The following is a 21,437-nucleotide window of genomic DNA, read 5'->3' as shown; positions in this document are numbered from 1 at the left end:
GCGCCGAGCGTCTGGGGCCTGGGGCCTGGGGCCCAGGTCAGGCGGCGGGCTGCGGTGACGGGGTGCGCGGGCGGTGGGCCCGGATGTCCACGGGGCGCGTGTCCGGATCGTGGGCCGTCATCGTCCACTGGGTGGGCAGCGTCTCGATCGGCCCGACCGGCCACCCGGTGGCCAGAATGCGTGCGCGGACCTCACACAGCTCCGCGTGCGAACCCACGCGCAGCCCCCACCCCGCCTTCCCGAGGGGGTCGAGCCCGGGCGCGGGAGCGGTGGCGGTCTCGACGATCATGAGGTGGTCGTCCGAGCCCACATCGAGGACCGCGATGCGTGGATCGGAAGAGGTGACGGCGCGTTCGAAGGCGAGTGCCGCGCCGAGCAGCTGCGTGTAGTACGACACGAGCCGGTCGAGGTCGGTCGTGGACAGTGTCAGGTGGTTGATTCCGAGGAGTCCGGGCATGGTTGGCCCACTGTAGTGGGGCCCTGAAGGGGAGTGGGGCGGTGAACGGGCCTACCGCGCACGCTCTCTGATGCCACACCCCCGGGGACGTGTTCGAGATCCCCGGGGCGCGGTCGCTTCATGGCAACGGGCTCAAGGCGCGTCGACGAGGGTCCGTCCGTCCATGGGCGCGAGCGCGGCGACGGCACTCGCGTAGGCGGACTGCACGCGGGACCGTTCGGTCGCGTTGGGCACGGCGTTGGTGCAGGCCGTGCCGGCGCTCGACCCCGACATGAGCTGTGAGCAGGGGCCGGGCTTCGTGTCCGGCAGGCCGAGGCTGTGTCCCAGCTCGTGGGCGGCGATCCGGGTCTTGTTGTAGCCCTGGCTCACGGCTTGGCTGCCGAGCTCGACGCGGACCTGACGGCCCGGCCGAACGGGTCCGAGCGTGGCCTGCGGCCAGCCCGTCGTGGCGACGATCACGATCTCGGTCGTGGTGCCGGGTGCGGCTTCCACCAGTTGTACGTTGCTCACGTTCGCGTTCCAGGTGGCGACCCCGGCCGCGATCGCGGCTTCCCAGCCTCCGGCGCGGCTGTCGTCGTAGTGCAGGGTCACCACGGCCGCCTGAGCGGTGGACGGTTCACTCGCCAGGGAGGGGGAGGCGGTCGCCGCGCCCGCCGTGGCGAGGACGAACGCCGCGGCGGAGGTGCCTGCCTTGAGCCATGTGCCGAGGGGCATTGCTGCTCCTTCATCCGTGGGGGGATTTCCGGCCCCGGCGGGGCCGGGTACGCGAAGGAGCGGCACGGGTTGACCGGTGGGGCCGGACGCACCGTCGACCGCCCCTCCGGGGCCTTGCGATGCTATGCCCCGGAGACCTCTTAGGTCATGTACCTGCCATCTCTTTTTTCCGCCATTGTCCTTGCCTGGGTCGGTGTGACGTCCGGATCGCCCGCCCTGCGCAACACCATGTCGGCAGGCCCCACTTCGGCCCGCTACTCGGCCCAGACGCGTCGCGCGTAGTCGACGAAGTTCCGGCCCATGATCTTCTCGATCCGCTCGGTGGAGAATCCGCGCTGTTCGAGCAGGCGGATCAGTTCCCGGAACTGGTCCACGCCCCGCAGGTCGACCACGAACGGGTAGGTGTCCGCGCGTTCCCCCGCGGCGGAGACCCCGGCCCGCTGCCGCCGGGCGACGTGCTCGGCCAGGTGGGCCCGGTAGGCTCCGAGGTCGTCGATGGCGGTGACCGGTCCGTCCGTGCCGATGCCGACGTGGTCCTCCCCGCAGACGTTCACGGCGTGCACGATGTGCTCTACGACGTCGGTGGCACGCGCGTGGCCGGTGGGGCTCAGGAACGGCATGAAGTAGATGCCGACGAACCCGCCCCGGGAGGCGACCAGCCTCAGCTCCTCGTCGGTCTTGTTGCGCGGCAGGTCGGTGAGCGCCCGGCATCCGGTGTGGTTGATCGAGACGGGCACGGAGGAGTGGCGCGCCGCCTCCAGGCAGGTGCGTTCACCGCTGTGCGAGAGATCGACCATGAGGTGCCGGTCGTTGAGGGCGTCGACCACCTCACGCCCGAAGCCGGTCAGCGCGGTGTCGGCGGGCGCCATCGAACCGCCGCCGAGGTGGTTGGCCTGGTTGTACGTCAACTGCACCACCCGCACGCCGCGTTCGGCGAAGACGGCGACCCGGCCGACGTCGTCGCCGACGGCCTCGGCGTTCTGGAAGCCGTAGATCACGCCGATACGGCCGTCCCGTGCCGCGGACTCGATGTCGGCGACGGAGGTGACCTTGAGCAGCTCGTCGGGGTGCCGGGCGGTGATGCCGTCCCAGACGTCGATCTCGTGCAGGGTGTGCTCGTAGGGCGGGAGGTCGCCCATGACGTAGCCCAGGGTGATGTTGACGGCGGTCAGGCCGGAGGCCCGTGCCTCGGTGAGCGTGCGGGCGTCGACGGTGAACTGTTCGCTGCTCGCGTTGAGTTCGCTTGCCGCCGCCTGCGACCGAGGGTCGTTGGGGTTGTCGAGCTGCCCCAGCGCGTTGATGATCATCGGTGGGGTGGTCATCGCTTCTCCTGGGGGAGGGCTTCGGCGTAGGCGGAACGCGAGAAGCGACGGCCCCGCTTGACGGTCAGGGTGATGGTGCGCAGGTGGTCGATGTCGGCCAGCGGGTCGCGCGCGAAGACCGCGAGGTCGGCGAGCTTGCCTGCCTGGACGCTGCCGGTCAGGTCGTCGACTCCGGCGCTGCGGGCACCGATCAGGGTCGCGGACCGAAGGACGTCACGCTCCGGGATGCCGCACCGCCGTACCAGGAAGGCGAGTTCCTCGTAGAGGGCGGGGAAGGGCTCCTCGGGCGGGGTCTCGTAGTCGGTGCCGGTGGCGATCTCGACTCCGGCCCGGTGCGCCTGCGCGGTGAGGGCGATCGCCAACTCGTTGTTGCGGGCGGCCCGTTCGTTGACCTCGGGGTCGTCGCTCGCGAACTCGCGGGAGGCGTACAGCCCGGCGGTCGCGTCCAGGACGACGCCCTGCTCCCGCATCCGCGCGAAGAGCTTCTCCAGCCGCTGGTCCTCCCCGGTGACGAGGGCGGAGTGGTCGACGGGCGGCTTGTCCTTGTACGAGGTCAGCGGCTGCGTCGCCGCCTCGTGGGCGAGGAGGGTCACATGCGAGACGGCGTCCACGCCCGCCTCGACGACCTCGCCCGGCGCGGCGGGGAAGACGGCGGCGTGCGCCCAGACGGGGATGCCCTGCCGGTGTGCCTCGGCGGTGATCGCCGCGACGAGCCCCGCGTCGAGGTCGGCGTACACCTTGATGGCGGACGCGTACGTCCCACGGGCGAGCGCCACCGCGAGAGGCAGGTCGGTGGCCTCGGTCACGGCCTGCATCCAGGGGACCTCGCCGGGCACCGCGCCCTGACTGACCTGATGGGTGCGGGGGTCGTCGAAGAAGCCGGGGCCCGCCATCAGCGCCGCGTAGTGGATGTCGGGACCGGCGATCTCGCCGACGCGGGTGGCCCGGGCGAGGTCGCCGATCTGGCGGAGGTCGTCGGCCATGTCCCGGATGCCGGTGACACCGCTGTGCACCAGCCGGTCCAGCACAGCCTCGGCGGTGGGGCGGTCGGGCGGGGTGGCGAGGTGCTGATGGGCGTCGAAGAGCCCGGGAGTGACGAACTGCCCGTTGAGGTCGACGACTTCGGCACCCTCGGCGAGGGCGTCGGCCTCCGCGTCGGGCACGACCGCCCGGATCAGCGGACCGTCCACCACGATCGACATCCCGGTGCGGGGCGGGCTGCCCGTCCCGTCGAACAGGGTGACGCCCCGGTAGACCACCGTCGGGCCGGTGCCCCGCTCCGGCGGCGCGTACGGCGTGGCCGCCCCTGCACTGTCGCCCGTCATGAACACCGCTCCTTTGTTACGCAGTACGTAACATCTCTCTCGCTGGCCGAAACACCCGGTACCCTACATCCGGATCCCGGAGGTGCACACGCCCCACCGGACCGTTCTCGCCCGACGTTCCGGAAGGGATTCGATGCCGCAAACGCAGCGCACGGCCGTGGACAAAGCGCTCGACCTGGTCGAGGCGGTTGCCCGCGCTCCTCGCCCGCCCCGGCTGACCGATCTCGCCGAGACGGTCGGACTGCACCGCGCCACCGCCTACCGGATCCTGGTGGACCTGGTACGCCGTGGCTGGGTGCTGCGCGCGGACGACCGCTATCTGCCCGGTACGGCCGTACTGCTCCTGTCGGCCCGCGCGGCGCACAACTCGCTGACCACGCTGGCCCGTCCGGTGCTGGAGGACCTGTCCGCGCACACCGGTCTGATGGCCAACCTCCAGGTGCTGGAGCGCACCGGCTCCCGGGTGGTGGACGTCGTACGGCCCGACCGGCTGGCGATGATCAGCACCCTGCTCGACGAAACGCTGCCCGTGCACCGATTCGCCGGACCGCTCGCCCTGGTGGCCGCTCTGCCGCAGGACGCTCGCACCCCGTACCTCGACGTGGCCTCGGACGCGGGGCATCCCCTCGACGGGGACACGGGACTGCTCGCCGATCTCGCACGTGCCGAAGCGGACGGCTTCGCGGCCGAGGACGGACGCAACGACCGACTCGTCGCCTCGGTCAGCCGGGCCGTCGTACCCGCCGAGGGAGTGCCCGTGTGCGCGCTCACCGTCGTCGGACCGTCGGCGGAGATCGACGACGAACGGCTCGAACGGCTCCGCGCCGCCCTCGCCTCCGCGGCCGACACGCTGGCGGGCCTGCTCTCCGGTTCACACCAGGAGGTCCCGGCGTGAGCGACATCCTCGTCCTCGACCGGGCCGCCACCCTCGCCGCCCTCGACCCGAACCGGCTGATGACCGCCGTCTGCGAGGCCCTCGTCGCCGTGGCCCAGGACCGGGCGTCCGCTCCGGCGCGGACCGCCGCCTTCACCCCCGACGGGCTCCTCGGCGCCATGCCCGGATACGTCCCCGGCCTCGGCCTCGCGGCGAAACTCGTGTCGGTCTTCCGCGACCCCGAACATCCTGGCCGCAGCAGCCACCAGGGTGTGGTCGTCCTGTTCGACCCCGAGGACGGCAGGCCGCTGGCGGTCCTGGACGCCGAGCCGATCACGGCCTGGCGCACCGCAGCGTCCGCCACACACAGCGCCCTGGCCCTCGCCGGGCCCGGCCCGGTCGTGGTGGTCGGCACCGGCGCCCAGGCCCGCGCGCAGGTCTCCCTGCTCGCCGTGCTCCGGCCCGACGTTCCCGTCACCGTCGCGGGCCGCGACCCGGAGGCGGCCCGAGCGACCGCGGCACCGCACCCCGAGGGACGGGCGACGCCGGACATCGAGGACGCCGTACGCCAGGCCGCGACGGTGTACTGCTGCACCGGCGCCACCCGTCCCGTCGTGCGTCGCGCCTGGCTGGCTCCGGGCACCCACGTGAGTTCCGTCGGCGGCTCCCACGGTCCCGAACTCGACGCCGAGACCGTCCGGGACGCCGACCTCTTCACCGAGTGGGCCGGCGCCGCCACGACCCCGCCGCCCTCCGGCGCCCACGAGTTGCAGGATCTGCCGGCCGAACGCCGGGTCACCCTCCTCGGCTCGGTCCTGTCCGGTGAGGCCCCGGGGCGGCGCTCGCCCGAGGCGCTGACCGTCTTCAAGTCCACCGGGCACGCGGTCCTCGATGTGGCCGCCGCGCATGTGGTGCACACGACGGTGACGGGGCGGGCCGGGCGGTAAACCCAGCCCGCCGGGGCAGAGGAAGCAGTGCTGCCAAGGGTTCTCCTCGTCTTCGTACGCCCTCACCCGACCCGGACGGCATCCCAGGCACCGCATATACGTGCAGGTCAGGTGGGCTGGGATGGTTCCATCGTGTCCGATCGGCCGTGGGTGGTTGCATCCGGTGGCTGTGACCGCTGATGCTCTTGGTGTCGCACCGACGAGGTCCGCCTGACCAGCCGGCCTCGCCGCGGCATCCATGTCCACGTACTCGTCCACGGGGGAACACCCATGTCCATGCGCATCCGAATGAGCGCTCTCACCGCACTTGCCGTCGCCGCCCTCGGGGCGGGCACGGTCCTGACCGCTCCGGTTGCCGGCGCCGTGCCGAAGGCGGCCGTGCCGAAGTTCCTGTCGGCGTCCCAGCTGCCGCCGCACCCGTCGTCGTCCTGGACGGCCGGGCCGGTCACGGAAGGGTTCCCGGAGGAGCTCGGTTTCTGTGTGAGCACGGAAGGTGTGCTCGACTACGACTACCGGCACCGCACGTTCCGGACCGACCTGGACGCCACTGCCGTGCAGTTGACCGTGGTGACGGGCACGGCCGGTCAGGCCAAGGCGCTCGCGAAGCACTACGACGACCTGATCCGTACCTGCGCCGAGCGTGCCGAGGCGGCCTCGCCCGATGTCGAGGCCGAGGGCCGGGACTACGGCAAGCTGGCGGTCGAGGAAGGCGCGCGCGTCCGGGGTGTGCACACCGAGACGTCCTGGGGTGCCAACGACATCTCCCTGCTGTCGGTCGGGCGGGACGGCAGGACCGTCACCGTCGTGCAGTGGGGACAGATGGGCGACTTCAAGAGCGCGCCCGTGTCCGCCTTCAAGAAGACCACGACCACCGCCGTCAACAAGCTGTACTGACCGGCACGGCCACCGCAAAGAGCCGGGGCCGCCCATTTCGCCAGGGGAGGGGCGGAAGGGCGGCCCCTCGCCGTGGTGGACCGACCGGGCGAGTTCGTACAGATCGTCGTCCTTGGCCGCCCACTCTCTCTAGTGGCTGGTGAGCGCGGTGGCGGAGCGAAATCCAGGTGCGGATGAGCCGGTTCGCGCTCGTATACTCGTGCGGGTTCATAGAGGGGGAGGTGGGGACAGTGAAGCTTGCTGAGGCGCTGGCGGAACGTGCGGAGGCGACGCGCCGTGTAGAGCAGCTGCGGGCGCGTGTCGTCGGCAGTGCGCGCTACCAGGAAGGCGAGACGCCCGCCGAGGACGCGGCTGTGCTGCTGGCTGAGGCCGGTGAGGTGCTGGACGCTCTGGAGACGTTGATCCGGCGGATCAACCGGACCAACGCCACCGTGGAGATGGGTCCGGACGGCACGCTCACCGACGCTCTCGCACGCCGGGACGTCCTGCGGTTGCGTCACTCCGTGCTCACCGCGGCGGCGGACGCGGCGGCGGGTCAGGGCGAGCGGGGATACGGCCGTCAGCTCCGGTCCGAGCTGATGATGCTCTCCGCGCTTCCGGTCGCCCGACTGCGCGGTGAGGCGGATGCCGTCGCCCGGGAGATCCGCGAGGTCGATGTGCGGATCCAGCGCACGAACTGGGAGGCCGATCTGCTGGACTGAGCAGTCCGGCAAACTGGGATGGTGTGGAGCAGGTAGCAGCCTCGGAGGCGTGTACACACCGAGGGCCGGCGGTTTTCCAGCCCACTCCTGGCGCGTGAAGAGCAACGCGGGGGTTCGACTCCCCGATGAACAGTGCAGCTCAGCACCGCGTACAGGTGACAGTGCACATCGCACAGCACATCACCACGTGCAGATCCGAGGCGGCGAGGGCGGGTTCGGGGCATTCCACATCACGGCACCATGGAGATCGCGATCTCGTTCGCGTTCAAACGCCGGCATCCGGAATCCGAGTGGCCGCGCCGGGAACAGCCTGTCCCGTCGGCACGGTTGCACCGACTGAGGGGCCGGCGCCGTGGAGGCGGGAGACACGGAGACCTGAGGGTCGTCCGCCGCACCAGGATCCGGGGTTCATCAGCGGTACGCCCGCCCCGCCGCGTTACGTGGAGCACGATGTATTTTCGCAGGAGGACTTTTCATGACTGACCGGCCCTTGACGCTCATGGCAGTGCACGCCCACCCCGATGACGAGGCCACCGGAACCGGAGGGGTCCTCGCGCGCTATGCGGCGGAAGGCATCCGCACCGTTCTGGTGACGTGTACCGACGGCGGCTGCGGTGACGGACCGGGGGGTGTCAAGCCGGGCGATCCCGGGCACGATCCGGCGGCGGTCGCCTTGCTCCGCCGTCGAGAACTCGAGGCGAGCTGTGGCGTCCTGAAGGTCAGCGATCTGGAGACGCTGGACTATGCCGACTCCGGGATGATGGGCTGGCCGAGCAACGACGCGCCCGGATCCTTCTGGCAGACCCCCGTGGAGGAAGGCGCGGCCCGACTCGCGGAACTCATGCGGCACTACCGGCCTGACGTGGTCGTCACCTACGACGAGAACGGCTTCTACGGGCATCCCGATCACATCCAGGCCCACCGCATCACCATGGCGGCGCTGGAGATGACCGAGCTGACGCCGAAGGTGTACTGGACCACGATGCCCCGTTCGGGGATGCGGCGGTTCGGGGAGCTCATGCGCGAGTTCCATCCGGACATGCCGGAGCCGGATCCGGCCGAGGCCGCCGCGCTGGCCGAGATCGGCCTCCCCGACGACGAGATCACCACCTGGGTGGACACCCTCGAGTTCAGCGGCCAGAAGTTCGACTCGTTGGCCGCGCACGCCAGCCAGGGCGAGAACATCTTCTTCCTCAAGATGGGCAAGGAGAGGTTCGGTGAGCTGATGGGCACGGAGACCTTCGTACGTGTCCAGGACACCACCGGCGCGGCCGTACCCGAGAACGACCTCTTCGCCGGACTGCGCTGAACTGCCCTTCCTCATGATCGAATCCTGGGTGATCGATGACGACAGCCCCGTCCCCGTCCCGTTCGAGAGGGTGCCGGAGGCCCTTCGCGCGAGGATCGACAGCGGGCGGCTCGAGACATGGTTCACCAGTTCGTCCGGACGTCGACTGGCTTTCGTGACGAACACCGAGCGGGCGATGGTGGTGCTGCTCGACGGAGAGGACGATCCCGGCGAGCATGCCGTGGACCCTAGAGCCGCGGGATCGAGCGCCGGGTTCATCCTCTCCAACGGTCAGCACGACGAGTACCCGGACGAAGACACCGTCCCCGTCGGCGAGGCGTTCAGACTCGTCACGCACCTCATCAGCACGGGTTCCTGGCCTGCGGACGCGTGCTGGGCGGCCGATCGCTGAACCTCGCCGACCTCGGTTGCGGTATCCGTCGGAGGTGAGGGCCCTGGTGAGGCTGTCTAGCCGTGCTCGACTCGATCGAGGCGTGCCGGGTAGTCGAAGGTGCGGTCGCAGTACAGCAGGGGCGTTCGGGCACTGGTGTACGTAGCTTCGACATGGCCGACGAGGATGCTGTGGTCGCCGCCGTCGAGGACCTCGTGGACCCGGCAGGCCACTCGTAGGGCGGCGTCGGGCAGGCCCGGCAGCCCCAGTTCGCAGGGCTCCGTGTCGCCCGCGGTGAAGCGATCCGCTCCCCGGGCGGCGAAGCGGGCCGCCACATCGGCCTGGTGTTTGGCCAGGACGTTGACGAGGAAGTGCTCGGCCGACGCGAAGGCGCAGTGCACACTCGCGGCTCTGTCGACGCAGACCAGGATCAGCGGCGGTTCCAGGGACAGCGAGGTGAACGCGCTCGCGGTGAAGCCCCATTGCCGCCCCGTCCCGTCGACGGTCGTGGTGACCGTCACGGGGGCGGGGACGCGGGCCATCGTGCCCGTGAACGCCTGGCGGTCGAGAGTGCTCGTGGTGGTGGTCACCGTGAGCTCCCTTGCAGGACGTCTGCTCCCCTGACATCCGGTTCGCGCTGGGGCGGTGCGGGTGTGCGGAAGTCGACGATGGTCTTGAGGTCCGTCGTCGTCCGGTAGTTCGCCAGGACGTCCACCAGCCGGCCGTAGTCGTCGAACGGGCACACGGTGGACAGCAGTCCCTTGGCATCCACGATGCCCGCCGACAGCATGTGGGCCGCCGCGACGATCACGTTGGCCGTCCTGTGCATCGGGAAACTGGTCACGTCGAACGGCGCCGAGCTGATGTTGAGGCCTTTGGCGAGCATCAGCCAGGTGTCGAACTGCTGCATCTCCTGCGAGGCGCCGTACAGGACGTACTGGCCTCGGGGCTTCAGCTTGCGCATCGCGAGCCGACGCGGGTCCTTCTCGCGGTCGGTCACCTTCACCGTGGGCAGTGCGTCGAAGACGTAGTCGAAGGTGTTCTCCGGAACGTCCCTGTCCAGTTCATCGGGGAGGTGGGCCCGCTCGGCGAAGTGTTCCTCGGCGTGCGCGTTGCGCTGGGGGTTGGCGTCCACCGACACCACGCTGTGGGGCGCGAACAGGCGCTTGATGACGCTTCCGGCGATGATGCCGATCGGGCCGGTGCCGAGGATCAGCACCTTGTCACCGACCTTGGGCGGATGCGTCAGCAGGGACCGCAGCGCGCCCGTGGTGGGCTCGATGAACGACGCCTCCAGGTCTCCGAGCGAGTCCGGGACCTTCACGGCGGCCGCCCGGCGGTCGTCGAAGAAGTTCCGATCCGCCCAGAAGTGGTCCTCCTTGGCCTCCCCCGAGAACACGGGCCGCACCGAACGGTACTGGGCGAACCCGCCGAAGTCGGTCTGGCCCCAGTAGACGATCCTGTCACCGACCGCGATGTCCACGGAACCGGTGAACCGCGGCCCGATGTCCACGACTTCTCCGAGGTACTCGTGGCCCAGGATGACGGGGTACTCCGACGGGTAGAGGTGGCCTTCGTAGAACGAGATGTCGGTGGAGCAGATGGACACACACCTCGTCTTCAGCAGAAGGCCGTCGGAGGGGGTCCTGGGGACGGGAACCTCCGCGAGGACCGTCTGGCGGGGAGCGAGCAGTTGCAGGGCTTTCATGGTCCGGGTGCTGTTGTCAGGCATGGCGGTGCCTCTCCTGGTTCTCTTCCTTGAGCTCTTGCTTGTTCTCTTCACTTGGGCTTACGGCGGTCGGGAAGCCTCAGCGGTGCAGCGCCGGGCCGTCCGCGAGCAGATACCGGCCGACGGTCTCGAAGTGCGTCGGCGACAAGGTGATGTGCTTGACCGCCGTATGGATGTCGCGGAAGCAGCGTTCGAGCCGGCCGCTCGTGTACACGGCACGTGAGCCGGCCAGGCCGTAGACGGCGTCGACCGCCGCGGCGGTGTCCTCGGCGACGGTTGCCGCGGTCAGCTTGACGAGCGCGCTGAGCGGTTCGCCGCCGTCCTGGCCGTGTACCGATGCCCGCCTGGCCGTGTCCGCGAGCAGGAGTCCGGCCCGGCGTACCCGCATCTCGGCCCGTGCGAAGCCCGCCTGTACGACGGTGCCAACGGTGCCGCCCGCCTTGGACAGCAGCCGGCGGAACGTCTCCACGGAGTCCTGGGCGATTCCCAGGGCGGTGGATGCGGACGTGAACGGGCCGAAGTCGTAGTAGCCGATGTCGTACGCCCGCGAGGCACGGCGCGGGGGTGGACGGAGCAGTGCGGCTCCGTCCACGGTGAACTCGTTCGGGACGAAGGCGTCTTCGACCTCGAAGTGAGTGCTTCCGGTGCCGCGCAGGCCGACGGAGTGCCACGTGTCGAGGAGCCTGGCCGTCGCGCGGGGGACGAACAGCAGTCGGGTCGCGGCCTTGGCCTCGTCCCGGTCCGTGTCTGCCTCCTCGTCCCCGTCCTCGACCGTGGCCGAGCAGACAAGCCAGTGCGCGTGCGCGGAACCGCTGGCGAACGCCCAGGTGCCGGTGAGCCGATAGCCGCCTGGGACCCGGCGGGCCCGACCCGTCGGATGGACATTGCCCACAACCAGTCCGTCGTGGTCCGTGAAGACCGCGCGGGCCGCCGGTTCGGGGAGGTAGTCGGACAGCCGTCCGATCGCGCCCTGCACTCCCATCTGCCAGGCGACCGAGGCGTCCAGCCGTGCCAGGTACTGGAGTACCGCGGAGCCAGTGGCCAGACTCACCTGCCCACCTCGGAAATCACGGCTGACCCACATGCGGTGGACGCCGGCCTCGCACAGTGCCTTGACGACGGGCTCGGGTGTGACGCGGTCCCGTTCGGCCTGGTCCCGGTGCTCCCGGATCAGTGGCGCGACGGCGTCGATCCGGTCGAGCCATTCCTCGGCCCTGGCGGGAACCGGTGTCGTGGCCAGCAGTGACGGGCGTTGGGTGGAAGCGGGAACGCGTCCGATACGGGCTGTATACGCGGTCACGGTGATACCTCCTTCGCACGGCGGTGTACGGACTGCCGTTCGCCGCTGTGTGCGCTGTGCGCTCGGAGCGGCGGGGCATGACACAACCGTGCGGGGCCCGTTGTCCCGGGCACCTGAGCCGGCGCCCCTCTCCCCGTCCCTGCTGCGGGCGGGACGAGTGCGGGGCAGACACGCCGCACACCTGGGACCTCGCCTCGGGACACAAAGGGGCTGTGCGCCTCATGAGACTGGGCGTGCGGGCCCAGGAGGCTGGCCTACGGAGACGTTTCCGTGAGGAGGTCGCCGTGGCAGTACTGCTCGGAATCCGGTCAGCCCTGGACGCCCGGGGGCGGGAGAGCGGCCGCGCCCAGTCCCGCGTTGCGGGCACGGACGATCGCCTGGGCGCGGTCGTTGACCTGAAGCTTGGTGAAGATATTGGTGATGTGGTTGCGGACCGTCTTGTCCGAAATGGTCAAGTGGCGAGCGATCTGGCGGTAGTTGAGTCCGCCGGCGAGCAGGTCGAGGATCTCCAGCTCTCGCGGGGTGAGCTCCGGGAAGGCACTGCGGCCCGGCGCGGCGGCCAGCGAGTCGAAGAACGTGCGCAGCCGTCCGGCCACCAGCGGGCTGAAGACGGCCCCGCCGCGTGCGACGGTGCGCATCGCGGTCAGGATCTCCTCCCGGTCCGCGCCCTTGACCAGATATCCGTGGGCGCCGGCCCGCATGGCCGCGAGGACGTTGTCATCGTCGTCCGACATGCTCAGCACCAGCACCTTGACGTCCGGGCGGTCGTCGAGCAGCCGGCGGGTGACCTCGATACCGGAGGCGTCGGGCAGTGCCAGATCGAGGACCACCACCCGCGGGGACGTACTGACGCTCAGCGCGATCGCCTCTTCGGCGGACGTCGCCACACCGACGACACGGAAGCCGTCCTGGGGGAGGAAGACTCCGCGCAGTCCCTCGAGGAACATCGGGTGATCGTCGACCAGCAGGACGTTCACCATGTCCGCATCGGTCCTTGGGAAGGTCTCCTCAGCCACGTTGATTACTATAGGTGATGAGATGACTCCATGGAGTGCGCATACGGTGACAGGTGTCCGCCGGACGGCCGGGGAACGACAGCTGGCCGCCGCGACGCTGTGCGCTGCGGCAACGGTCGTGCTCAGCGGGTTGTGGGTCTGTTACCTGCTTGCCCACTGGGGCACCCCCGGGGCGGCGATCAGCGCGGAGGGGCTGTCCGTCCTGCCCTACAGCCTGGTGGCGGTCGGCGGAGGAGTCCTCCTGCATGCCCATCGCCCCGGCAGTCCGGCCGGATGGGTGCTGCTGGCCTATGGAATCTCCGTGCTGCTGCCGACCGTAGCGGCCGCGCCCATGTGGATCGAACAGCCCGGCTCCCCGGCACGCGTCCTGGTGATCCTCCTGGAGGTGCTGGGAAACCTGGTCGCGGTCACGCTCTGGTACACGCTGCCTCTGTGGTTCCCCCAAGGGCGACTGACCAGCCGGTGGTGGCGGCTCTACGCGACCGGGATCGCGCTGTGGATGCTGCCACAAGTGTTTTCGTACGCGGCGATCAGCGAGCGGTACGGTGCGCCCAACCCGCTGTCCACCGGCTGGTGGGGCGAGACCAGCGCGTTGCTCAACGGTCACCTGGAACTTGCTCAAGAACCGAGTCACTACGTCTTCATCGGTGTGGGTGCCGCTGTGCTCCTGGTACGGCTCCGCGCCGGGGACGCGGGGCAGCGGCGTCCGATCCTTCTGATGCTGTCGGGCTACCTCCTGTGGGCCGTTACGCAGTCGGCTTACGGCTACCTGACCGCACACCACCATTGGCTGGCCTTCGGTCTCTTCGTCACCGGTTCGGTTCTCTGGGCGGCGACGTTCGTCTACTTCGTCGTGCGGACCGGTACGTGGCGGATCAGCCGCTCGGCACGCCGGATGCTCGCCGGACTGATGGTGACGACGATTCTCACCGTCGGCTATGTCGCGGCCGCCGCCGTTCTGGCCTCCGGCGTGGCCCTCGGCGAGATCGGGGACGCCCTGGTCCTGGTGGCGCTGGCCTTCCTGCTGGGCGCCGGACTGCGGCGCACCATGGAGTGGGCCACGGGGCTTGTGGACCGACTCTTCTACGGGGACCGGGCACACCCCTATCAGGTACTGCACGCCCTCGCCGAAGGCATCAGCCGTGCCGTCAGCCCCGATGAGATCCCGGACACCCTGTGCACCACGGTGGTGGAGAGCCTGCGGCTGCCGGGTGCGGCTCTCGTCGTGCACACCCATGCCGGTCCACGTCCGGTCGCCAGGGTCGGCGAATTGGGCGCCGACCAGCAGCACTTCGACCTGCGGCACCACGGTGCCCTGATCGGTCGCCTGTCCGTCAGCCCGCGCGAGGGGGAGGCCGCGCTCGACGCCCTGGACACCGGCATCCTCTCGTCCCTGGCCAACCAAGCCGCACCGGCCCTGGCGTCGCTGCGCCTACAGGAGGAGCTTCGGAGCAGCCGGGAACAGATCGTCACCGGACGCGAGGAGGAGCGGCGCCATCTGCGCCGCGACATCCACGACGGCCTCGGGCCGACCCTGGCAGGACTTCGGCTGCGCGTCCAGAACGCCACCACGCACCTGAGCGCCGACGACCCGGTGCGAGACGCGTTGCGTGTGGTCTCCGACGATCTAGGCATGGCGATCCGGGAAGTGCGGCGGATCACCGAACGGCTGGGTCCCGCGCCCCTTGGTGAACTGGGCCTCACCGGCGCCCTGCGGCAGTTGGTCTGCGCATTCGACGGCGCCCGGACTCGGATCGACGTGGACCTCGTCCCCTCGACCCTGCCTCCCCTTCCGGCGGCCGTCGAGGTCGCGACCTACCGCATCGCCGCCGAAGCGCTGAACAACGCATTGCGCCACGCCCGGGCCGAACACGCACAGGTGCGGGTAAGCATCGACGCGGACCGGCTCACGCTCACTGTCCAGGACGACGGGATCGGCTGCGACTTCGCCGCGGAGTCCCGGGGAGTGGGGCTGCGTTCCATGACGGAGCGGGCAGCTGAGATCGGCGGACACTGCACGATCGAACGCGTCTCACCCGGTACCCGGGTACGTGCCGTTCTGCCCCGATCGATCAGGACGAGCCATCCGAACGGGGCCGGTGCCCTGGATGGTGGAGCAGACACTCCCCAGGGCTCCTCGTCGGAAGCCCCCGTCGGCGGCCGTGCGGAAGCGTGACGGGCCTGACGTCGCGTTCGGTGACCGTGCGTGTGTGCGCCCGCTGCCGCTTCCTCGCGGCAGCGGGCGCACACACGAGATCAGGTCGTGCTCGTGCCCGGGTGAAGGCAGCCGGTGCAGTGCTTCGTCGCGGTACCCGGGTGACCGCAGCCGGGGCAGTCCTTCTCCTCGGTCGCAGGTGCCGGACCGCTTGCCTGAAGGGAGCGGCGCTTGTCCCACGGTTTGGCCAGGAGCGCCGCGGCGATCGTGGCGCAGACGGTCGCCGACGCGATGATCTTGCTCTTCATGGGTGGCTCCTCTCCCTGGGGGACCCTTCTGGCCCCGACACGGAAGCGGTCGGTCGCTCCGCTTCGAGAAGAAACGTTTCACCTCACCTCACCCAGGCGCATGAGCCTCATGGCCTACTCGTGTCCCGACTCCGCTCGACGGCACCGCGCTCTTCCTCCCTCGTTATGTTCGAAAGGGGCAGATCCCACCGGCAAAGCCGTGCCCAGGCAGCCACAATGACGGGTGGCTCCTGCGAGCGAGGCAGGCCCGTGGGGGATCCAAGGGGCAGGAGCGGGGAGGACTTCGGTGAGCGGCGTGGGGGAGCGGTCCTCGGTGCATCAGATCGTCTTCAAGTGGGACGTCGGCCAAGGCCGCCAGCGCATAGGGATGAGCCCCGTCGCCCACTCCTGCGACCGTGAGCGTGCCGAGGAAGTGGGCCGGGAATTGGGCCCGTTGCTGTGGCTGGGAGGTTCGGCGGCGGGAGGGAGGAGCGTGGTGCGCACGCTGTCTCGCGACGGTGACGTCATGCTCATGCAGCGCTGGCCCACCACTGACCGGAGCGGGCGGCCCAGTACGATCAGCCACGTTCTGATCGGTCACTCACACGACCTCAAGACCCGTGCGTGTCTTGCATTGTCGTACGGCGGATGGGGCGCCCAGGAGTCGGCCGAGCGGGTGCATGGCCATGTGCCCGTGGTCGATCCGGCGGCGATCAACAGGCTGGCGCTTCCTCGGCTGCCCGAGATGATGGAACGACTGCCCACAGTGCGGCACGCCCTGATCCTGGCCACGGCGGAGCTGTTGCGCGATCCGACGCAGCGAGTGTCGTTGCTCCTTGAGGAGCAGGCCCCGTGCGATTGGCCGGACCGGGAGGCGGTGCCGCTGGTCTGCCTCGGGCTGTTCCTGATCTTCGGGACCTGGTTGGACGGACCGTGGACGTATGCCACCTATGACGCGGTGGACACCCATCCCCTACGGCTGATGGCGGTGCCCAGCTGGGTGCCGGACACGGGCGGTGCGGGCCCCCTGGTCCGGATCATGGACCGTCCGCCGGCTGTCCCCCGCTTCGAGCACCGGGCGGCGGCCCGGCTGGTGGAACATCTTCTGGTGTACGGCGAACAGCTGGAGGGTGCCGGCATGCCGCAGCTGGTCAGGGAACTCGCCGACGGGGCGGCCCTGAGTTGGGAGCGACGGCGTGAACGGCTGCGGGAGATCCTCAGTGACGACCGCCTGAACGGCCCGACCGCCGTAGCGGCCGCCCCTCGCCCGGCGGAACCGGTTCCGCATCCAGAAGGGCACCAGGAGCGGGAGGCGGGCAGGAAGGGGACCCGAACCCCCCGCCAGCCGGCCGCGGGTGAGCCAGGCCGGCCAACCTCCGGCTGGCACGAGGGGCCTGGCGTCCCCACCACGCGACAGCTGGCCGGACACGAAGGGTTGCTGGTCAATGACCGTTATCTGCTCACCGCGCTGATCGGCCAGGGTGGGATGGCCCGTGTGTGGCGCGGTCACGATCAGCGGCTGAAGCGGCCTGTCGCGGTCAAGGAGATCCTTTTCGGGCAGGCGACCCTCGCGGAACGCGCGTCGCTGACCGCGCGGATGGAGTACGAGGCGCAGGCCGCGGCACGGATGCGTCACCAGAACATCGTCGCCGTCCACGACGCCTTCCACTTCCACGGCATTCCATGGATCGTCATGGAGTGTGTCCCCGGCACCGGCCTGGATCTGCTGATGCGCGACCAGGGCCCCCTCGCCTGGCAGCAGGTGGCCGCCCTCGGCGCACAGGTGGCCGATGCTCTCGCACACGTGCATGCCGCAGGGGTGATCCACCGCGATCTGAAACCAGGCAACATCCTCGTCTGCGACGACCGGGCGGTACTCACCGACTTCGGCATCTCCCGGATCCTGGACGTCCCCGGCGTGACGACGGCCGGGAAGGTCATCGGCACCTTCGCCTACATGTCACCCGAACAGCTTTACAACAAGCCGGTGTTGGCCAGCGACCTGTGGGCACTGGGCGTCACCCTGTACGAAGCAGTCGAAGGGCACCGGCCGTTCCACGCCGACACGCAACCCGAGCTGTTCGACGCGATCCGCCAACACCCGCTGTCACCGCCCCGGCGAGCGGGGGCTTTGACCGCTCTGATCACCGCCCTGCTGGACAAGGACGCGACGCGACGCCCGGATGCGCGGGACACGGCCCGCACGCTGCGCGGTGCCGCGATGTGAAGTCCGAACGTTGGAGCAGGTACCCGAGGGCGTGCCGGCCAGGGGTGCGCAGGCGTGTCACCGGTCCCTCCGGGACGGCGAGCCTGTGGTGGAGCGGCGTACTACCAGTTCCGGGCTGAGCACCAGGTGCCGGTGTCGCGGTGAGGTGTCCTGGACCGTGTCCGCGACGAGCAGCTGTCCGGCTCGGTGTCCCATCAGTGAGGCGGGGCGTCTGACCGAGGTGAGGGGGACGACGGCGGAGGCGGCGAACTCGATGTCGTCGTAGCCGACGAGCGCGATGTCGTCGGGCACTCGCAGGCCCGCCTCGTACAGGGCCTGCATGACGCCGAGGGCGAGAAGGTCGTTGGCGCAGAAGACGGCCGTCGGTCGCAGGGGCAGACCGAGGATGCGGTGGCCCGCGTCCTTGCCCGCGGCGACGGTGAGGTCGTAGCAGGGCAGTTCGCGCAGACTCGTCGGTGGGAGACCGGCTGCGGCGACGGCGTCGAGCGCGCCCCTGCGGCGGTCCCGGATCTGCTGGAGGCGATCCGGGCCGCTGAGATACACGAGGGCGCGATGGCCCTGTTCGATGAGATGGCGCACGGCCGCGTGTCCGCCGGCGACGTCGTCGACTCCCACGGAGGAGGCGGAGGGCTGGGGTGCGTGCTGGTCGGCCATGACGAAGGGGACGGCGTTGCGGCGGAGGGCGGAGACGGTTCTGCCGATGCCCTCGGCGGAGGCGAGTACGGCGCCGCGGATCTGGTGCGACGAGAGCAGCGCCATGTGACGTGCGATCCCCGCCGGATCACGTGCTCCCGAGCACACCATGATGCCGAGGTCGGCCTCGCGGGCCGCCGCTTCCACCCCCGAAGCCAGCGCCGCGTAGAAGGGATTGGCCAGGTCGGGGACCATGACGGCGACCACGCTGGAAGCCATGTCGCGCAGCCGGGCTCCCTCGGCACGTACATAGCCGAGGGAGTCGATCACCGACAGGACCCGTGTCCGGGTGGCGTCGGCCACGATCTCCGGGCGGTTGAGGACGTTCGAGACCGTACCGAGGGACACGCCGGCTTCCCGCGCCACGTCCTTGACACCGATCCGTCGGCGGGCCGAGCCATGGGATCGTGCCGGCTCGCGGTACTTACGACCGTGTACTGGCGGAGGTTGCCGGCTCACGTCTGTCACCCCTGTGCGGAACGCCCGGCCGGTTCTAGCGGACCGACTTGATGCGGGTGGCGATCACGAGGCCGCCGAGGAACGTGAGCGTGGCGGCCATGAAGTACAGCAGGGTGTAGTTCTTGTCGCTTCCGTCGCCGCCGAGCAGAAGGACCACCGGGGCGGCCAGCGGCGCCACTCCCTGGGCGAGCGTGGTGGAGAAGCCGTAGATGCCCGCGTAGCGGCCGGCGCTGGTCTCCCTCTCGGGGAGGACGTCGAGCATGATGGCCTGGTCGACGGTGGCGAACAGGCCGAGACCGAGGTTGCCGAGGACGGCTCCGGCGATGATCACGGGCAGGGTGGGGGCCAGTGCCATGGTGATCGCGCCGGTGGCGAACACGCAGGCGCCGATCAGGATGAAGACGCGGCGCCGGCGCAGCTTGTCCGAGAGGAACCCGCCGCCGATCGCGCCGAGCATGGTGGCACCGATCCCGGCGCCGCCGAGGACGGCGACGGTACCCGAGACCTCCTTCACGCTCACGCCCATCCGGGAGGCCAGGAAGAACGCGGTGAACGTCGAGGTCAGGGTGAGCCCGAACATGAACAGGAACTTGCCGAGCCAGTTCCAGGCGAAGTCGGGGCTTCGACGCGGGTCGAACACGTAGGAGGCGGTCAGAGTACGGAGGTCGAGGCGTTCCTGAGGCAGTGGCATGTCGCGGCTGTCCGGCTCGTGCACGAAGCGCACGAAGAAGAACATGGACACGGCGCCGACCGCCCCGGGCACGAGGAACATCAGCAGGCTGCTGCCCGACAGCGCGCCGGCGAGGAGGGCCCCGCTGACCGGGGCGAGCTGCTGCACGACACCGGTGAGCGCGGCGACCTTGCCGCGCTGGGCCTCGGGCAGCCGGTCGGCCTGGGAGGCCGTCAGCAGCGCGAGGATGGTGCCCCAGCCGACCTGCGCCAGCATCCAGCCGAGCGCGAGGACGAGGACGCCGTCGGCCAGGGCCATCACCAGCAGGGCGACGAGCCCCACGACCGTCCCGGCGATCAGCAGGGGACGCCGACGGCCGAGCCGGCTGCGCGTGCGGTCGCTGAGCATGCCGAACAGCGGAGCCGTCAGGATCGCGGTGAGCCCGCCCGCACCCGTGATGTAACCGAGGTACTCCTCGTGTCCGGGGGCGAGTTGATCGACCCGGATCGCCAGGGAGATCGCCATGGGGGTGACGATGGCCATGAACACACCGAAGACGGCGAGCACCATCAGCCAGACGTACGAGCTCTCCGCCTCCCGCGCACCGCCGCTACGCACGGGTTCGGTGTCGGCGGGCTCGACGGAGTCCATGAGGAGCGGTCCGTCGGTCGGCGGTTGCGGGGGAGGGGGCAGTGCCATGGAGACCTCGTGTTTCGGGGACCGTACGCGGGCGCGCGTACGGACGGGGAGAAGGAGACGGGGGGAGGCCGAGCGGGCCGTGGGGACGGGGAGATCACCGAGGCGTCGGGGTGTCCTCGATCGTGATCGTGGTGTCGTGTTCCACGAGGCGTCGTACGACGGCGCGCTCGTCGGGGGTGTTGTTGGGCTGGTGCAGGGTGAGCGCCAGGTTCCCGTCGGCGAGCCGGAAGATCATTCCGTGGCCGCCGTCCGTGGGCCACAGGGCGTGCTCCTCCTGCGTCCACGGACCGGTGATCCGCCCGGAGACGGAGTGGGCGACGCCCATCGCGTAGCCCTGCTCGCCGTAGCTGGACCAGAGCATGAGCAGGTGGCCGCCGGCGAGCCGGAAGGGGAAGGGCCCGTCCGTGACGTAGGCGGGGAACTTCACGGACACTCCGGGCAGCGGCTTGGACCAGGGGGCGTCCGAGGCGTTGAAGAGGAAGACGGGCGTCCCGGTGGCGCACCGGAGATCCTCGCTGAGGCGTTGCGCGAAGATCGCCCCGTCGTGGATCTGGGTCCACTCGTGGCAGTACACGATCCAGGGCGCGCCCGACCCGTCGATGTGCAGGGTGCCGTCGAGGCACTGCCACTTGCGCGGGGTGACGGCTCCCTCGCTCCACGGGCTGAACGGGCCCTGGGGTGTGTCGCCCACGAGGATCTGGGTGCCGCGGTAGCCGTCCGGAGCGGTGAAGGTGGCGAACATGTACCAGCGGTCTTGGTACGCGTGCACCTCGGGGGCCCAGAAGGAGCCCTCGCTCCAGAACCCGGCGGGCGGCCGGAAGGCCGCGAACGGGCCTTCCCAGTGCCGCAGGTCGGTGCTGCGGTAGGTGTTGAACCCGATCCCGGGCCCGTCCCAGATGTTGGGGTCGGTGCTGCCGTAGAGGTGGTAGGTGGAGGTGGGCCGGTCGTGCAGGACGAACGGGTCACGGATCTGGATCGCGTCGAGTGTCAGGCCGTGCCGTACCGGCTCCGGGGTATCCGTCCTGGTGGCCGCGGCCGGTTCGTCTCCGGTGACGAGCCGGCCGCCGTTCACCGCGCGGACCAGGTTGTCCACCGTGGGCTGCGAGATCTTGCCCTCGCTGAGTTCGACGAGCCGGTTCAGGGAGAACACCCGGGCCGAGCCGAGCCGGGAGACGTCCTGGCCCAGCCGGGTGAGGAGTTCCCGGACCAGGGGGCCGCCGGCGGGGTCCTCCAGCCAGTCGCCCAGGGTGCTCCGGCCGGTCAGTGCTGCGTTCACGTGTGGTTCCTTG

At 70.1% G+C, this 21,437-nt stretch carries 20 protein-coding genes; 8 read left to right on the top strand and 12 right to left on the bottom strand.

Going from position 1 to position 21,437, the window contains the following annotated elements; translation table 11 throughout:
- Positions 1-37 precede the first annotated feature (37 nt).
- The 4 genes from HLK59_RS03495 to HLK59_RS03480 all read right to left on the bottom strand — a co-directional run bounded on the left by HLK59_RS03495 (position 38) and on the right by HLK59_RS03480 (position 3,818).
- Positions 38-457 (bottom strand): VOC family protein, encoded by a 420-nt coding sequence (locus tag HLK59_RS03495; protein ID WP_171139685.1) that lies wholly within the window; start codon positions 455-457, stop codon positions 38-40.
- Positions 458-589: 132 nt separating this feature from the next.
- Positions 590-1,171 carry a snapalysin family zinc-dependent metalloprotease gene (locus tag HLK59_RS03490; protein ID WP_171139684.1) on the bottom strand — a complete coding sequence of 194 codons (582 nt, stop codon included), beginning with the start codon at positions 1,169-1,171 and terminating at the stop codon, positions 590-592.
- A 254-nt stretch (positions 1,172-1,425) separates the two neighbouring features.
- Complete coding sequence (locus tag HLK59_RS03485; protein ID WP_171139683.1) at positions 1,426-2,493, bottom strand: membrane dipeptidase; 1,068 nt, start codon at positions 2,491-2,493, stop codon at positions 1,426-1,428.
- Positions 2,490-3,818 (bottom strand): amidohydrolase family protein, encoded by a 1,329-nt coding sequence (locus HLK59_RS03480; protein WP_171139682.1) that lies wholly within the window; start codon positions 3,816-3,818, stop codon positions 2,490-2,492. Before HLK59_RS03480 ends, HLK59_RS03485 begins: the two co-directional genes overlap by 4 nt.
- A 133-nt stretch (positions 3,819-3,951) precedes the next feature.
- Between HLK59_RS03480 and HLK59_RS03475 the strand changes: the two genes are divergently transcribed.
- From HLK59_RS03475 to HLK59_RS50775, 6 genes are all read left to right on the top strand, one after another.
- On the top strand, positions 3,952-4,713 hold the full coding sequence (locus HLK59_RS03475) for an IclR family transcriptional regulator (protein ID WP_206326725.1): 762 nt from the start codon (positions 3,952-3,954) through the stop codon (positions 4,711-4,713).
- Complete coding sequence (locus HLK59_RS03470) at positions 4,710-5,639, top strand: ornithine cyclodeaminase family protein (protein WP_171139681.1); 930 nt, start codon at positions 4,710-4,712, stop codon at positions 5,637-5,639. The genes HLK59_RS03475 and HLK59_RS03470 overlap by 4 nt, the downstream gene beginning before the upstream one ends.
- 270 nt (positions 5,640-5,909) lie before the next feature.
- Positions 5,910-6,533 carry a hypothetical protein gene (locus tag HLK59_RS03465; protein ID WP_171139680.1) on the top strand — a complete coding sequence of 208 codons (624 nt, stop codon included), beginning with the start codon at positions 5,910-5,912 and terminating at the stop codon, positions 6,531-6,533.
- Between the two features lie 230 nt (positions 6,534-6,763).
- Entirely contained in the window at positions 6,764-7,234 is a 471-nt protein-coding gene (locus HLK59_RS03460) for a DIP1984 family protein (RefSeq protein ID WP_171139679.1), read from the top strand.
- Between the two features lie 475 nt (positions 7,235-7,709).
- On the top strand, positions 7,710-8,543 hold the full coding sequence (locus tag HLK59_RS03455) for a PIG-L family deacetylase (protein WP_171139678.1): 834 nt from the start codon (positions 7,710-7,712) through the stop codon (positions 8,541-8,543).
- A 154-nt stretch (positions 8,544-8,697) separates the two neighbouring features.
- The gene (locus HLK59_RS50775; protein WP_240982173.1) at positions 8,698-8,934 is read left to right on the top strand and encodes a hypothetical protein; all 237 of its coding nucleotides are present in this window, start codon (positions 8,698-8,700) and stop codon (positions 8,932-8,934) included.
- Between the two features lie 56 nt (positions 8,935-8,990).
- Here HLK59_RS50775 and HLK59_RS03445 read toward each other — a convergent pair whose 3' ends face one another.
- From HLK59_RS03445 to HLK59_RS03430, 4 genes are all read right to left on the bottom strand, one after another.
- Positions 8,991-9,503, bottom strand: coding sequence for a flavin reductase family protein (locus tag HLK59_RS03445; protein ID WP_346779638.1), 513 nt, complete (start codon positions 9,501-9,503; stop codon positions 8,991-8,993).
- Positions 9,500-10,645, bottom strand: coding sequence for an alcohol dehydrogenase catalytic domain-containing protein (locus HLK59_RS03440; protein ID WP_171139676.1), 1,146 nt, complete (start codon positions 10,643-10,645; stop codon positions 9,500-9,502). The genes HLK59_RS03445 and HLK59_RS03440 overlap by 4 nt, the downstream gene beginning before the upstream one ends.
- Before the next feature lie 76 nt (positions 10,646-10,721).
- Positions 10,722-11,942, bottom strand: a complete 1,221-nt coding sequence (locus tag HLK59_RS03435) for an acyl-CoA dehydrogenase family protein (protein WP_346779637.1) — start codon at positions 11,940-11,942, stop codon at positions 10,722-10,724.
- 308 nt (positions 11,943-12,250) lie between these two features.
- Positions 12,251-12,958 carry a response regulator transcription factor gene (locus HLK59_RS03430; RefSeq protein ID WP_346779636.1) on the bottom strand — a complete coding sequence of 236 codons (708 nt, stop codon included), beginning with the start codon at positions 12,956-12,958 and terminating at the stop codon, positions 12,251-12,253.
- A gap of 46 nt (positions 12,959-13,004) precedes the next feature.
- Between HLK59_RS03430 and HLK59_RS52310 the strand changes: the two genes are divergently transcribed.
- The gene (locus HLK59_RS52310) at positions 13,005-15,134 is read left to right on the top strand and encodes a sensor histidine kinase (RefSeq protein ID WP_171139675.1); all 2,130 of its coding nucleotides are present in this window, start codon (positions 13,005-13,007) and stop codon (positions 15,132-15,134) included.
- Between the two features lie 80 nt (positions 15,135-15,214).
- Here HLK59_RS52310 and HLK59_RS03420 read toward each other — a convergent pair whose 3' ends face one another.
- Positions 15,215-15,421, bottom strand: coding sequence for a hypothetical protein (locus HLK59_RS03420; RefSeq protein ID WP_171139674.1), 207 nt, complete (start codon positions 15,419-15,421; stop codon positions 15,215-15,217).
- A gap of 286 nt (positions 15,422-15,707) precedes the next feature.
- Here HLK59_RS03420 and HLK59_RS52305 point away from each other — a divergent pair, with 286 nt between their 5' ends.
- Positions 15,708-17,627: a serine/threonine-protein kinase gene (locus HLK59_RS52305; RefSeq protein WP_171139673.1), complete on the top strand. Its 1,920-nt coding sequence runs from the start codon at positions 15,708-15,710 to the stop codon at positions 17,625-17,627.
- A gap of 57 nt (positions 17,628-17,684) precedes the next feature.
- On the opposite strand, the gene HLK59_RS03410 is transcribed toward HLK59_RS52305, so the two are convergent.
- The 3 genes from HLK59_RS03410 to HLK59_RS03400 all read right to left on the bottom strand — a co-directional run bounded on the left by HLK59_RS03410 (position 17,685) and on the right by HLK59_RS03400 (position 21,424).
- Positions 17,685-18,701, bottom strand: a complete 1,017-nt coding sequence (locus tag HLK59_RS03410; protein WP_346779641.1) for a LacI family DNA-binding transcriptional regulator — start codon at positions 18,699-18,701, stop codon at positions 17,685-17,687.
- A 112-nt stretch (positions 18,702-18,813) separates the two neighbouring features.
- The gene (locus HLK59_RS03405; RefSeq protein WP_206326723.1) at positions 18,814-20,100 is read right to left on the bottom strand and encodes an MFS transporter; all 1,287 of its coding nucleotides are present in this window, start codon (positions 20,098-20,100) and stop codon (positions 18,814-18,816) included.
- Positions 20,101-20,242: 142 nt separating this feature from the next.
- Positions 20,243-21,424 (bottom strand): glycoside hydrolase family 43 protein, encoded by a 1,182-nt coding sequence (locus tag HLK59_RS03400; protein ID WP_206326722.1) that lies wholly within the window; start codon positions 21,422-21,424, stop codon positions 20,243-20,245.
- Positions 21,425-21,437 lie beyond the last annotated feature (13 nt).

It is taken from the genome of Streptomyces sp. S3(2020) (assembly GCF_013044505.1).
In the GTDB taxonomy this organism is placed as follows: domain Bacteria; phylum Actinomycetota; class Actinomycetes; order Streptomycetales; family Streptomycetaceae; genus Streptomyces.
This window is presented reverse-complemented; position numbering and strand designations above follow the sequence as displayed.